At 27.9% G+C, this 13,994-nt stretch carries 15 protein-coding genes; all 15 read right to left on the reverse strand.

Going from position 1 to position 13,994, the window contains the following annotated elements; genetic code table 11:
- Positions 1 to 9: 9 nt before the first annotated feature.
- The gene (locus BUA77_RS02465; RefSeq protein WP_084605423.1) at positions 10 to 657 is read right to left on the reverse strand and encodes an O-methyltransferase; all 648 of its coding nucleotides are present in this window, start codon (positions 655 to 657) and stop codon (positions 10 to 12) included.
- Between the two features lie 45 nt (positions 658 to 702).
- On the reverse strand, positions 703 to 1,707 hold the full coding sequence (mltG, locus tag BUA77_RS02470; protein WP_072886989.1) for an endolytic transglycosylase MltG: 1,005 nt from the start codon (positions 1,705 to 1,707) through the stop codon (positions 703 to 705).
- Positions 1,708 to 1,829: 122 nt separating this feature from the next.
- Positions 1,830 to 2,612 (reverse strand): energy-coupling factor ABC transporter ATP-binding protein, encoded by a 783-nt coding sequence (locus BUA77_RS02475; RefSeq protein WP_072886991.1) that lies wholly within the window; start codon positions 2,610 to 2,612, stop codon positions 1,830 to 1,832.
- Positions 2,609 to 3,421: a cobalt ECF transporter T component CbiQ gene (gene cbiQ / locus BUA77_RS02480; RefSeq protein ID WP_072886993.1), complete on the reverse strand. Its 813-nt coding sequence runs from the start codon at positions 3,419 to 3,421 to the stop codon at positions 2,609 to 2,611. Before cbiQ ends, BUA77_RS02475 begins: the two co-directional genes overlap by 4 nt.
- A 65-nt stretch (positions 3,422 to 3,486) precedes the next feature.
- Positions 3,487 to 4,542, reverse strand: a complete 1,056-nt coding sequence (locus BUA77_RS02485; protein ID WP_072886995.1) for an energy-coupling factor ABC transporter permease — start codon at positions 4,540 to 4,542, stop codon at positions 3,487 to 3,489.
- A gap of 170 nt (positions 4,543 to 4,712) precedes the next feature.
- Positions 4,713 to 6,038, reverse strand: coding sequence for a pyrimidine-nucleoside phosphorylase (locus BUA77_RS02490; RefSeq protein WP_072886997.1), 1,326 nt, complete (start codon positions 6,036 to 6,038; stop codon positions 4,713 to 4,715).
- Between the two features lie 147 nt (positions 6,039 to 6,185).
- Entirely contained in the window at positions 6,186 to 7,007 is an 822-nt protein-coding gene (locus tag BUA77_RS02495) for a purine-nucleoside phosphorylase (protein WP_072886999.1), read from the reverse strand.
- Positions 7,008 to 7,126: 119 nt separating this feature from the next.
- Positions 7,127 to 8,299, reverse strand: coding sequence for a phosphopentomutase (locus tag BUA77_RS02500; RefSeq protein WP_072887001.1), 1,173 nt, complete (start codon positions 8,297 to 8,299; stop codon positions 7,127 to 7,129).
- A 122-nt stretch (positions 8,300 to 8,421) separates the two neighbouring features.
- Positions 8,422 to 9,303 (reverse strand): tyrosine-type recombinase/integrase, encoded by an 882-nt coding sequence (locus BUA77_RS02505; protein ID WP_072887003.1) that lies wholly within the window; start codon positions 9,301 to 9,303, stop codon positions 8,422 to 8,424.
- 15 nt (positions 9,304 to 9,318) lie between these two features.
- The gene (locus BUA77_RS02510) at positions 9,319 to 9,930 is read right to left on the reverse strand and encodes a hypothetical protein (RefSeq protein WP_072887005.1); all 612 of its coding nucleotides are present in this window, start codon (positions 9,928 to 9,930) and stop codon (positions 9,319 to 9,321) included.
- A gap of 66 nt (positions 9,931 to 9,996) precedes the next feature.
- Positions 9,997 to 10,527 (reverse strand): NUDIX hydrolase, encoded by a 531-nt coding sequence (locus tag BUA77_RS02515; RefSeq protein ID WP_072887007.1) that lies wholly within the window; start codon positions 10,525 to 10,527, stop codon positions 9,997 to 9,999.
- Positions 10,524 to 11,597: a DUF3866 family protein gene (locus BUA77_RS02520; protein ID WP_072887009.1), complete on the reverse strand. Its 1,074-nt coding sequence runs from the start codon at positions 11,595 to 11,597 to the stop codon at positions 10,524 to 10,526. The genes BUA77_RS02515 and BUA77_RS02520 overlap by 4 nt, the downstream gene beginning before the upstream one ends.
- Positions 11,598 to 11,609: 12 nt before the next feature.
- Positions 11,610 to 12,410 (reverse strand): glycosyl transferase, encoded by an 801-nt coding sequence (locus BUA77_RS02525; protein WP_072887011.1) that lies wholly within the window; start codon positions 12,408 to 12,410, stop codon positions 11,610 to 11,612.
- A gap of 4 nt (positions 12,411 to 12,414) precedes the next feature.
- The gene (locus BUA77_RS02530; RefSeq protein ID WP_072887013.1) at positions 12,415 to 13,101 is read right to left on the reverse strand and encodes a glycosyltransferase family 2 protein; all 687 of its coding nucleotides are present in this window, start codon (positions 13,099 to 13,101) and stop codon (positions 12,415 to 12,417) included.
- Positions 13,102 to 13,115: 14 nt separating this feature from the next.
- Positions 13,116 to 13,982 carry a copper transporter gene (locus BUA77_RS02535; RefSeq protein ID WP_072887015.1) on the reverse strand — a complete coding sequence of 289 codons (867 nt, stop codon included), beginning with the start codon at positions 13,980 to 13,982 and terminating at the stop codon, positions 13,116 to 13,118.
- Positions 13,983 to 13,994 lie beyond the last annotated feature (12 nt).

Below are 13,994 nucleotides of genomic sequence, written 5' to 3' on the forward strand. Positions count from 1 at the left end.
TTTTCTTAATTAATATTTTTTATAACTTAGCGCTACACCATCACCAATTGATATTAAGCTAGTATCTAAATAGTCACAGTTACTTATATAATCTAAGTAACTTCTCATTCTTTTTACTATAGTTTTTTTTCTTCTTATAACATATTTATCACTAGCTACCATACCCTTATAAAGTATGTTATCTGAAACTAATAATCCTCCTGTTTTTAACTTATCTATGACTAAATCATAAAAAAGCTTGTATTGTCCTTTTGCTGCGTCTAAAAATATCATATCAAAAGAACCTTCAACTTCTTTCAATTTTTCCTCAGCATCACCTTCTAATATTTTTATGTTATCTTCAAAACCATATTTTTTTAAATTTTCTTTTGCTTTTTCTATCATTTTTTCATTTCTTTCTACAGTTATTATTTCACAATTTTTATCTAAAGTATCAGCAAATAGCATAGAAGAATATCCTATAGCACATCCAACTTCTAAAATTTTTTTAGGTTTATGTATTTTTAAAAGTACCTTTAAAAGCTGTGCAACTTCTTTATGAACTATTGGAACTAAATTCTTATCTGCATATTCTTCTAGTTCTCTTAAAAAAGTTTTACTCTCTTTTAAAGTACTTCTTATATAATCTTGTACTAATTCATCAACTATATTACTCAAAAGTATCATCCTTTCTATGACACAAATAAATAGGTGGATTCCCACCTATTTATTTTCAGCTTTTCTTTTAAGATGTTCATTGTACGTTTTTGAAAAACTATGACTTCCATCTTTTTTTGCTACAAAATAAAGATAATCTACATCTTCTGGATAAAGTGCTGCCTTAATAGATTTTTCCCCAGGGGATGCTATAGGTGATGGTGGAAGTCCATTATTTTTATAAGTATTATAAGGTGAATCTATTTTTATGTCATCATAAGATAAAACTGATTTTCGCTCTCCTAAAACGTACTGTACTGTAGCACAAGATTGAAGAGGCATATTTATATTTATCCTATTATAAAAAACAGCTGAAACCAATGGTCTTTCTTTATCAAGTTTTGCTTCTCTTTCTATAATAGAAGCTATTGTTATAATCTCATTTAAATTAAGTCCAAGTTCTTTTTGCCTTTTTTTGTACTCAGCATTATATATTTCATTGAATCTTTTTAGCATTATATCTATAATAACTTTTTCTGAGTAATTCTTATCTATAAAGTATGTATCAGGAAATAAAAAACCTTCTAAAGAAATTATATTTTCACTATTTAAAAAAGGATATTTTTCCTTAAATATAGAAGGATTATTTACTAATTCTAAGAATTTTTCTCTATCAACAATTCCAAGAGTTGAAAGTCTGTCTGCAATTTGATTAGCTTCAAACCCTTCTGGAATAGTTACTTTAATTATGTCTTTATAAACTTTACCTGAATTTAGCAAAAAAAGTATTTCTTTATTCGATAACGATTTGGGAATATTATATATTCCCGCTTTTATATCTTTATCCATATTGTTTATTTTAGCCACTGATACAAAAAATAATTTGTTTTTTATAAGTTTTTTTTCAAATAAAATATCTGATATTTTGTTAAGTGATGATCCACTAGGTATATTAACAAGTACTTTTTCATTGCTACTTTCATCATAAGGTCCTGTTTGTATATTAAAGTAAACTAACCCACAAGCAATAATAATTACCATTAAAATAGATATTTTTAAAAATTTTTTCATAATAGTACCTCTTTTTATTTTTATTGAGTATTATACATATATCTATATTATTATATAATTTTAGACTGTTTTTTACAATATGTAACTTTAATAATTTAAAATAGAGTAAGCCATGGCTTACTCTATCCTATATTATATCTATATTTTATTTGTTTTTTCGTTCCACATATAGGGCAATTTTGCATACTTAAAGGTCTTTCAAGTCCACAGTTTTTCATAAGTTCATCATTTTCAAAAATACTCAAAGTAGAACTATCTTCAACAATCTGTCCTTCATTTAATACAATAACTCTATTACACAATTCAAGTACCATGTCTAAATCATGTGTAGTAATTATTTTTGTATGAGGCAAGCTACGGAGAAGGTTTATTAATCTTCTTCTAGATTTTGGGTCAAGCGCAGTTGTTGGTTCATCCATAACCAAAATGTCTGGATTCATTGCCAAAACTGTTGCAATGGCGGCTGCACGTTTTTCACCACCTGAAAGTTTATATGGAGGTCTATCCTTTAGGTGTGATATACCAACAGTCTCAAGAGAAGTCATAACCCTATTTTTAACCTCTTCCTCAGATAATTTATAGTTACGAGGTCCAAAAGCAACATCATCATAAACAGTTGTCATAAACAACTGATCATCTGAATTTTGAAAAACAATTCCAACTTTTTTTCTTATAACTGACAATGTTTTCTTTTCCACTAGAATATCTCCTATACGAACTTCACCTTTATTTGGAAATAAAATACCAATAATATTCATTAATAATGTCGATTTTCCAGCACCATTTGCACCTATAATCCCTACAGACTCTCCATGATTTATTTTAAAAGTAACTCCATTTAAAGCACTATTTCCATCAGGATATTTATAATTCAAGTTTTTTACTTCAATAATATTATGACTCATCTTACTCCTCCTGTTATTAACAACCCTATTATAGTCGTAATACTTAAACAGCGTACTAATATAAAGTATACTGTCCATCCCCCAAAATAAAATATATCTTTAAACCTTATATTATTTGTATTACCAATATTATAATCTCCCGTAAATCCTCGACAGCACATAGCTAGGTAAATACGCTGTGCTCTTTCTACTGTTCTAATAAGTAACTGTCCTGTAAGTGAACCCCATACACTAAACCGAATACCTTTTTCATTAAGAGATCTAAGTGAATACGCTCGAACTATACTAGAAACTTCTTCAATTAGCAATGATATATATCGATATGTTAAAATAATCTGCATTACAAATATCTTAGGTATCCTCATCATTCTAAGTGCCAATGCAATTCCATTAATCCCTGTAGTAGCTATAAGAATAAAAACTGCTAAAACAGTTAAAACACATTTAATTATAATTGAAATAAAAGAAATCCACCCACCTGAAATTTGAATCCAAGGTAGTACTATCATGGGCTTAACATCAAATAAAGGATTAAATATTCCTAATCCAATAACAAACGGTGCAGCAATAAGTAATCTTTTCATTATAGGAACTATAGGAATCTCTGCTATAATCATAACAATAATAGGATAAAGAACAAGAGGTAGCAATCTACTTATCTCATATTTACCAAAGGATACAGTAACTATCAAAAATACAATTGTTGTAAGTAGCTTTGCAACTGGATGTATGTTATGTATCATTGTATTTTTATCTGCAATTTCATCTAGTAGTCTAATATTGTACAATGACTTTATCATATTTGTCATAACTTGAACCAACCTTTCCTATTAAGAGCAATAAGTAGAAGGATTATAATCCTCCTACTTATTTTCTATACAGCCTTAGTTTTTTCCTTCTTTTTATTTTTTTTGATAATATTTGTAATAATTCCTATTATACAAGCTAATACTAAAGTCATCGAACCCCCAACTACCCCAGAAACAGTAGTTCCACTACTAACAGCAGGCCATGCTTCTTGACTCTCATCTTCTAATGATTCCTCTTCATTTGCTTTAAAAGTATAATCAGGCAAGAATGCAGTTTTTTCTTGAATTTTCTCAAGTGTTTGATGAATTCCATTTGGAGCATCTAACTCTTCTTTCCCTGAAGTTTTTAACATAGACCATTCAAGTCCATCTGGATATGCAGAAGCAAACCAAGATAAAATACCTCCAGTTAAAACTGCAAAAATAGCAAGTGTAGAAAGTACCTTTTTAATAGAAATATCACCTAAAGCATGACCTAAAGATGCCTTTTCTATAACTTCAGGACGGGTATTATAAACAAATTTTACTACAGTAGCCGTTACAAGCCCTTCTACTACTCCAATAGCTAAATGAATAGGCTGCATTAATAAAACAAATGTACCAAAAGGTAACTCAGTCTTACCTGATAGCAAAGTTTCTATAACAACACTAAATGCACCAAGTTGAAGCCCTATAATAGCAGATAGCATTGCTCCTATAAATATACGAGTAGATGAGTAACCTTTACTCATAATACGTTTATATATTAAAGGATAACCAATAAAGCATGTATAAAATCCCATATTAAAAATATTACAGCCTAAAGCTAATAATCCACCATCTGCAAAAAACAGTGCCTGTATTATCAGTATAGAAGCCATGGTCAAAAAACCAGCATAAGGTCCAAGTAAAATAGCAAGAAGTAACCCTCCTCCTAAATGTCCACTAGAGCCAGTTGCAGGAATTGTGAAGTTTATCATTTGAGCTGCAAATACAAATGCACCCATTACTCCCATCAAAGGTATCTTTTTCTCATCAATATCATTTTGAATTTTTTTAATTGAATAAGCAGCAGTTCCTGCTGTTGCTGCCCACATAGTTGTACCTACAGCAGGCGAAATCAAAGCATCTGCCATATGCATAGTTATATCCCCCTTTAATCATATTATATTTTTAAATAAAAAAAGTCATAAAAGCTATAAACCCCATTCAAAGGTTATTTCAGCCTTCATGACCTTTTCCTTCATTTACCATAATTTTATCACATAGTAATTCTAAATTCAATATTATATTGTAAATTTTAACAAATTAATTAAAATCTTTCTATTCCTTCTTTTGTAACTACTCCATATATTAATTTTCTTTCCTTTGGTTTTTCATCAGATATAGTATATGCTGATAAAAGTCTTTCTTTAGCACTTTCAAGCTTTTCCATTTTATTTACATACATACATGCTAAAGTTTCTCCTTCTTCAACATGGTCTCCTACTTTTTTATCAAGTACTATACCTGCGCCTAAATCTAACTCATCTTCTTTAGTTTCTCTTCCTGCTCCTAAGATCATTGCACTTAGTCCAACAGTTTCTGCTTCAATTTTGCTTACATATCCTTTTTTAGGAGCTTTTACTTCTATTACATTGGATGCACTTGGTAATAAATCATAATTATCAACTATTTCTTTATTTCCACCTTGAATCTCTATAAATTCTCTTAGCTTATCCAAAGCTTTTCCTGAAGATATAGCTTCTTCAAGCATTTTTCTTCCTTCTTCATAGTTACTTGCAACTTTAGCAAGCATTAGCATATAAGATCCTAAATTTAAGCAAAGCTCAGTAAAATCTTTTGGTCCATTTCCTTTTAAAGTTTCTATTGCTTCTATTACCTCTAATGCGTTACCTACAGCATAACCTAATGGCTGATCCATATCTGTAATTACACCTATTGTTTCTCTATCCATTCCATTACCTATATCAACCATTTCCTTAGCTAAAGCAAATGAGTCATCTAACTCTTTCATAAATGCTCCACTTCCAGTTTTAACATCTAGAACTATTGCATCTGCTCCAGAAGCTAATTTTTTACTCATTATACTACTTGCAATTAATGATATATTATCAACTGTTGCAGTAACATCTCTTAGAGCATATAATTTTTTATCAGCTGGAACAATAGAAGCAGTTTGCCCACAAACAGCTATTTTGTGAGTATTTACATTATCTGTAAATTTATCTTGGTCCATTTCTATAGATAAACCTGGTATAGCTTCAAGCTTATCAAGCGTTCCTCCTGTATGACCAAGTCCTCTTCCTGACATTTTTGCAACAGGGGCACCGCATGATGCTACAAGTGGAGCTAAAGTAATTGTAGTTTTATCTCCTACACCACCAGTACTATGTTTATCAACTTTTATTCCTTCTATTTTAGATAAATCTATAACATCTCCTGAATTCATCATAGCTTCTGTTAAATATACAGTCTCTTCTTTAGTCATTTTTTGTAAGAATATGGCCATAACAAGTGCTGAAGCTTGATAATCTGGAATTTCACCTTTGGAGTATCCTTCTACAAAAAAGTTTATTTCCTCTTTAGTTAATTCCTGTCCATCTCTTTTTTTCTTTATAATATCATACATTCTCATAATAATATTACACTCCTTTTACTATTTTTCTTAATTTTAAATAAATAACTTTGTAAACCTTTTCTAGAAATTTAAAAATCTTGGGTCACCTAAATAACAGTTTGACCCAAGTAAATATATTATATATGCAAAATAAAAATATTTTAATTACATTTTCTTTAATATAGTTTTAACTAAAGATATGAATTGTTTTTTAACTCTTTGAGTAGTTTCTATAACTTCTTCATGATCTAGTGGTTGATCTAATATTCCAGCTGCCATGTTAGTTATACAAGATATTCCAAGTACTTTTAAACTTGAATGTCTTGCTACTATTACTTCTGGAACTGTTGACATTCCAACAGCATCTCCTCCTATTGTTTGAACCATTCTTATTTCTGCTGGAGTTTCATAAGTTGGTCCTGTAAAGTATGTATAAACTCCTTCTTTTACATCTATTCCTAATTCATTAGCTGCTTCTTTAGCAAGCTTTATATATTCTGGAGTATAAGCTGTTGACATATCTGGAAATCTTACTCCTAATTCTTTATCATTTGGTCCAATAAGTGGATTATTTCCTCCAAGATTTATATGATCATTTATTATCATTAAATCTCCAGGAACATAGCTTTTGTTTGCTCCACCAGCAGCATTAGTTACTACTATAGTTTCAACGCCTAAAGCTTTCATTACTCTTACAGGGAATGTTGCTTCCTGCATAGTATATCCTTCATAAAAATGGAATCTTCCTTGCATTGCTACTACATTTTTCCCTTCAAGTTTTCCTATTACAAGCTGTCCTGCATGTCCTTCTACTGTTGAAACTGGGAAGTTCGGTATTTCTTCATATTTTATTGCTACAGCATCTTCTATTTCATCTGCTAATACTCCTAGTCCTGATCCTAATATTAACCCTATTTTAGGCTCAACACCTATTTTTGATTTTATAAATTCTGCACTTTCATTTATTTTTACTCTTAAATCTTTCATTTTCGTTCCTCCTATGTAATTATTAGTTTATAATTGTCTATTTAATAAAGTAATAATATTGTTTAAACAATACTATTACTTTAATTATTAATTTAACCTTAAAACTATTAAAAATTTAATTATTTTAATATTAAGTCTTTAAAACTTTCTCCATTTTTAGGAAAATCAGCTTCTAATATATCTGCAACAGTTGCTCCAATATCAGAAAATGTTTTTCTTATTCCTAAATTCACTCCACTTTTTACATTTTTCCCGTATACTAAGATTGGAACATATTCTCTTGTGTGATCGGTTCCCTTATAAGTTGGATCATTGCCATGGTCTGCAGTTAATATTAGTATATCTTCGTCTTTCATACTTTCAATTATTTCTGGAATTCTAGCATCTAATTCTTCTATAGCATTTTTATACCCTTCTACATTTCTTCTATGACCAAACTTTGAATCAAAATCTACTAGATTAGTAAATATAAGACCTTTATTTTCTTTTTTAATATATTCTATTGTTTTATCTACACCATCCATATTACTTTTTGTATGAACTGCTTCTGTTATACCTTTTCCATTAAATATATCTTCTATTTTTCCTACAGCAATTACATCTAAGCCTTTATTTTTTATATTATCAAGTACAGTATCTTCATAAGGATCTAGTGAAAAGTCTCTTCTATTTGCAGTTCTAGTAAAGTTTCCAGGTGTTCCTATAAATGGTCTTGCAATTATTCTAGCAACCGCATTATCTCCCATCATTATTTCTCTTGCAATTTTGCACATTTTATATAATTCTTCTAAAGGAACTACTTCTTCATGTGCTGCAATTTGAAAAACACTATCTGCTGATGTATAAACTATAACATCTCCAGTTTTCATATGCTCTTCTCCAAGTTCATCAAGTATAGCTGTCCCTGAAGCAGGTTTATTTCCAATAACTTTTCTCCCTGTTTTATTTTCAAATTCTTCAATTATTTCCTTTGTAAATCCATCAGGGAATGTTTTAAAAGGTTGATCTACTCTAAGCCCAACCATTTCCCAGTGTCCTGTTGTAGTATCCTTTCCTTGAGATACTTCAGAACATTTTCCAAAAGAAGCTATAGGAGTTTCAATCGGATCAATTTCATTGAACCCGTCTATATTACCTATACCCATTTTAGTTAAATTAGGTATATTTATATTTCTATGAGCTTTAATGATATTACCTAATGTGTTTACTCCTACATCTCCAAATTTTTCAGAATCAGGAAGCTGTCCAATTCCTACACTGTCCATTACTATTAAAATTACCCTTTTATCCATTTTTATCAACTCCTTTATTAAAGAGAAAATTTTGTGTTAACATTTTCTCATAAACATAATTAAATTTTATCATTGATTTAATTTCATTTCAATTATAACTTTAATGAATATTATAATAATTTTTATCCTCTTGGATGTTTTTCTTTAAATTCTTGTCTTATATTTTTATTTAAATGATTTAAATATCCTTGAAGACTGCTTAAATTAGTATTACCCAATATTTTACCAACTACACTTATATTTGCTCCTTTATTTAATAAATGAATTGCAAAAGAATGTCTAAGCATTGTTGGAGTAACATTTTTATTTAGATTTAACTTTTCAGTATATCTTTTTATTATTTTCCAAAGACCTTGTCTTGTAAATCTTTCTCCTTTTGAATTTAAAAATAAAGCTTTTTGATTTTCATCCTTAACTATTTTCGACCTAGAGTCATTTAAATATTTAACAATGTATTGTTTTGCAATACTTCCAAGAGGAATAATTCTAATACCTTTATTTGTTTTACAGCTTATATATTCCATATCTAAATTTATATCATCTAAATTAAGCTGTATTAATTCAGAAACCTTAATTCCTGTTCCATAAAGCATTTCAAGAATTGCCTTATCTCTTATACCTTTAGTAGTATTAGTGTCTGGGGAATTTAAAAATAAATCTACTTCCTCTTCTGTTAATATATCCATTTTAGCTCTTTCAATTCTAGGTTTTTTTAATTTTTTTGCTGGGTTATTATCAGATAATTTATTCAAAAATAAAAACTCATGGAAAGATTTTATAGAAGATATCTTTCTTGAAATACTAGATACTGATGCATTGTTCTTTTCTAGATGAATTAAAAAAGTAAATATATCATTTTCAGTTACCTGTAAAAAATCTATATCGTTTTCATTTAAGTAGTGTATATATTTTTTTAAATCTAGCTTATACGACTCTATAGTATTTTGTGAAAGATTTTTATCTAATCTTATATATTCTAAATACTTATTTATGACATTATTCATTCTAAACTCCCCTAATTAAAATATTCTTTGTATTATGAATATAGATGCTACATTAACCAAACTTTGCAAAATTGATACAACTAAAAACAAAGTCAATACATTTATACTATACTTTGTTATTAACTTCTTCATATGATTTAAGCTTTTAAATCTATTACAAATTTTAATTGCAGAAACAGCCTCTAAAAAATAATTAAACGATAGTATAATTACAAAAAATGAAAATGGCACAATTAAAATATTTTTTATGAGTGTTAAAAGTACAATTTTAAAAGAACTCATCTTTAAAATTAATATCACTGTATTTATAGTATAACCTATAGATAACCCTTTTAAAAATACTATAACTAAAACTAAAGGACAGGTAAATACCATAAGTGAACATAAATACATAGAAAGTAAATAAATAATATCATTTTTAAAGTTCAAAAAAGTAAGTTTTAACACATCAAAACTGCCTTCATAGTAACTAGTTGTCCTAGATATATAATCTACAATAGAGCTATTTGAAATAGGATATACCTTGTTTAAATAGACCCCACTAGTTATTCCTAAACTAAATAAAAAAATGAAAAATATTAAAATTATTTTATAATTAGATTTAGAAAAATTAAAAATCTTCTTCAAAGTAAAACCCCCTTCTTTTTAACTTTACATAATTCTATGTTAAAAATAAGGGGTGTATTACAAAAATTATATTAAATCTTTTGATAATAAAATTCCAATTATAGTTTTAGCATCTTTTATTTCGCCTTTTTTTATCATATCCAAAGCTTCACTTATTTTCACCTTAAAAACCTCAATATATTCATCTTCATCAGGACAGCTCTGTCCTTCTTTTAATCCCGTAGCTAAATATAAATACATTTTCTCATTTGAAAATCCAGCAGATGTATAAAATAAATTTGAAAATTTTATTTTTTCAGCTTCATATCCAGTTTCTTCTTTTAATTCTCTAATGGCGCATTCTTTTGGATCTTCTCCAAGTTCTAATTTACCAGCTGGAAGCTCAAGTAGAGTTTCTTCAACAGGTTTTCTAAATTGCTTTACAAGTATTACTTCTTTTTTTTCTGTTAATGCTAAAATAGCAACGGCTCCAGGATGCTCAACGATTTCTCTTTTTTGATATTTATGCTGGGGAAGTTCTACGGTATCTACTCTTAGATTTATAACTTTACCATTATATATTTTTTCTGAACTCATAGTTTTTTCTTCAAGAATCATTTTGATCCCTCCAATATATAATAAGCAGCTCCACTACAAGATTTAAAAAACTCCTCATCTTCTTCATAACTTCTTCCCATGCTTTTTACTTTTAGATTAAAATAACTTAAATCTTCCTTCGTTCTATCTTTTTCTATAAAGACTATATCATGTAATTTATCTATATTATGCTCTTTTATTTGAGATAGTACATAATTTCTTTTATCAGCATCTTGTATATTAATAGGAACTACAACTTTACTGTTAACTATTTCCTTTAAAATAGTTATAGAGTGATGACTAAGACCTAAATGTCTATCTCTTTTGTCGGCAAAGCTTATTCTAGGCACAGCTATGGCTTTTCCTTTAAGCTTTGAAACTGCATCTAATATATTTCCTTGTTCTATACCAGTAAATCCATATTTAGTTCCACTACCTACAATTCCAGGTCCCATACATACAAATACTACATCAGCACCTACAACTTCTTTTGCTGTTATTAACGCTGTGTATATATTTATACACTCATAATCTCCTCCAAAAGCATTTCCCATAGTTATAGTTGCATCTAAAATACCTTTATCTTTTAAATTCTTTACATTTTTACTTAAATAAATTGGAAGAGCTGCACCATCAGTCATTATGTAAGCTATTTTTTTATCCTTATTTCCTCTTTTATAAGAAGCTATAAATGGAACTAACATGCTATGTAGTGTTCCTACAACTACAGGAAGATTATCTAGCGATTTAAAATTTTTAATTTTTTCATGATGCATGCTTTCTTGTTCTTCTGCTGCAAATATTTTAACTTGAAGAGGGGTATATCTTAATTTCATTATATGTCCCCCTTCACTCATTTTACTTTCCAAATTATTTAAATTAGCAATTACAAAATGAAATCCTCCTGTTCCAAGGCTTAACTCCACTGCACTTGTATTAAGAAGTACTTCATCTCCTACATTTACATCTGAATTTATTTTTGGATAATTTATTGCTTTTTCTATTTTATCTCCTATTTTAACTTTTAACTCTTCCATTTCTTCAGTTTTGCTTATTATAGAATCTACTATTCCTACTTTTTTGCTTATCATATTTATCCCTCTTTATCTTCCTATCATATCTATATAGTTTAATATTTTGTTTTTTTCAATTATTTTAGTTAGAGAATACTTTTCAGTAATTATATGAATAAGTATTAATAAAATTAAAGTTATACTTCTTGCAATAAAAGAAAAATTGCTAGCAACAATTATTCCAATGGAAATTCCAAGTACATTAGAACCTACATCTCCCATCATAGCTTTTGCCTTTAAGTCATCTTTAAAATAAGCTAAAACATTTGAAAGAAGTAGTATTATCAGTATCTTTTGATAATATAAGGATACAGTAAATAAAAGTATTAAAGAAATTAATACATATCCTTTTATAGCTCTACCTGGTCTTAAATCTAATAAGTTTATTAGATTTGTAAATAATGATATTAATAAAGTATTTATTATTATATCTATTATATTGTTAGATATACTCATTGATACAAATAGTGCTACAAACCCTCCAAACAAAGCTTTAAATCCACCTGTTGTAAGTCTTCCTTTAAATAAACTTTTAAAATGACCTTTAAGTCCTGATACATCTCTATTTCCAATAAGGTCATCTATAATTCCTATAAATGCCATGGCTATTATTCCGAATAAAAAAATATATATTTGATTATCTTTATAAAAATATCTTACAATAGAAGAGTTTACAATAAGCATTGGCAAAAACACTATTCCAATAGATACAGGTATTAAGTCCCCTTTATAATTTTTTCTTACAATGTTACTTTCTACTAAAAGAGATTTAAAATATGGTATTATTAGTAATGTTCCTAAAAAGCCAATCAAAAATAATATATATATCAAGGTACTACCTCCCTAACATCTTTTTAAGTAAAATAATGTTTATATGATAAAACTGCTTTCCTCTATGAATAAACCCTTTTAAATCTCTTCCTGTTTCATTATGGGTCATATTAACTAAAACTTCCTTTACTTTATATCCTTTTTTTAGAATATCAATAGTCATACCAACCTCAACACCATAACCAAAAGGTATTTCTTTAAACTCTTTTAAAACTTCTTTTTTAAATATCCTTTGTCCGGATAGAGTACTATCCAATTCTTCTCCTGTTAAAAATTTAACTCCATTTTTAGCAAGTTTCTTTACAAATCCAAATCCTCCTTTTTTCTTTGCAGGAGGAAACTTTGCAATAGTTACATCACATTCATTATTTAATATTGGATATATTAATTTTTCTACTTCACTTGAAGTTCTTCCTAAATCTCCATCTAAAAATCCAATTATATCTGAATTTTTCATTGCTATTTTAAGTCCATAATTAAGAGCATATCCCTTTCCCATATTTTTATCAAGTCTGTATGCTTTTACACATTCATAAGAAGATGCTATTTTAAATGTATTATCACTTGACCCATCATCAATTATTATTATTTCATCTATACAATTTAAATCTTTAATTCCTTCTATTGTATCTTTTATTTTATCTTTTTCATTATACGCTGGAATTATTATGCTTATGTGTTTATTTTCCATAAATACACTCCTTGTTATTTTATTTCAAGAGGGGTAAATTCATCTGCTGTATCTTTAATTCCAAAATGTCCTGTTTTACCTTCTAAAACCATAATTAATGATATTTTGCCCATAACCTCATCTAAATTATCTATAGTAGATATTTTAGATTGTTTATAAAAAGGAATATATGAGTTTTCTACATCACTTCTTTCAGTTCCAAGTAATTTTAAGTTGTTATTCTTGAAATATTGTATTATACCATTATCGATAATCTCTAGTTTACTTTCATTTTTTTGTATACTTCCACCTTCTAAAATAACAGTATCTAAGTTCTCGTAATCTAAATTTAAAGTTTGTATCTCTATTATTCCTTTTTCATTGAATTTATTTAATAATTCTATATTTTTATCTTCATATATAACTTTGCATATATAATTAATTAATTCTTCTTTATTATTTAAAGCTGTATTAAATTCTTGATTTAAAACATTGAAATCTATATCTTCTACTATTTTATCTTTTATTGTTATATCAAATACAACATTTCCTTTTGCTTTATTTATAAACTCTTTTACATTAGGATAAAAATAATCTTCGGTAGTTTTTAATATACCTATGTTTTTTCCTTCAAGTCTTGCATCTATAATATAATCAAAAGTATTTTCTATATATTTATTAAGATTTTCATTTTTCTTGGTAAGATTTAGTATATTACTTTCTAATTCTTGATTTTCAGTTTTAATATTTTCAAATCTATTTTCTAAATCTTGTATTATTTGAGTTTGCTGCTCAGTAAAGGCACCATTACTATTTAGATTAAATCCTATTAATATCCCAATTCCCAAAGTTATAAAAATAGCCCCTAAAGTGGTTATATAGTATTTCATATTTACATTCACAAAAAACCCTCC

Origin of the sequence: Tepidibacter formicigenes DSM 15518, assembly GCF_900142235.1 — a bacterium.
Classification (GTDB): Bacteria; Bacillota; Clostridia; order Peptostreptococcales; family Peptostreptococcaceae; genus Tepidibacter; species Tepidibacter formicigenes.

Bases quoted from the DNA above. Each gene is read 5' to 3' on its own strand.
- mltG (WP_072886989.1), bottom strand. From the start codon at position 1,707: ATGAAAAAATTTTTAAAAATATCTATTTTAATGGTAATTATTATTGCT.
- BUA77_RS02475 (WP_072886991.1), bottom strand. From the start codon at position 2,612: ATGAGTCATAATATTATTGAAGTAAAAAACTTGAATTATAAATATCCT.
- cbiQ (WP_072886993.1), bottom strand. From the start codon at position 3,421: ATGACAAATATGATAAAGTCATTGTACAATATTAGACTACTAGATGAA.
- BUA77_RS02485 (WP_072886995.1), bottom strand. From the start codon at position 4,542: ATGCATATGGCAGATGCTTTGATTTCGCCTGCTGTAGGTACAACTATG.
- BUA77_RS02490 (WP_072886997.1), bottom strand. From the start codon at position 6,038: ATGAGAATGTATGATATTATAAAGAAAAAAAGAGATGGACAGGAATTA.
- BUA77_RS02495 (WP_072886999.1), bottom strand. From the start codon at position 7,007: ATGAAAGATTTAAGAGTAAAAATAAATGAAAGTGCAGAATTTATAAAA.
- BUA77_RS02500 (WP_072887001.1), bottom strand. From the start codon at position 8,299: ATGGATAAAAGGGTAATTTTAATAGTAATGGACAGTGTAGGAATTGGA.
- BUA77_RS02505 (WP_072887003.1), bottom strand. From the start codon at position 9,303: ATGAATAATGTCATAAATAAGTATTTAGAATATATAAGATTAGATAAA.
- BUA77_RS02515 (WP_072887007.1), bottom strand. From the start codon at position 10,527: ATGATTCTTGAAGAAAAAACTATGAGTTCAGAAAAAATATATAATGGT.
- BUA77_RS02520 (WP_072887009.1), bottom strand. From the start codon at position 11,597: ATGATAAGCAAAAAAGTAGGAATAGTAGATTCTATAATAAGCAAAACT.
- BUA77_RS02530 (WP_072887013.1), bottom strand. From the start codon at position 13,101: ATGGAAAATAAACACATAAGCATAATAATTCCAGCGTATAATGAAAAA.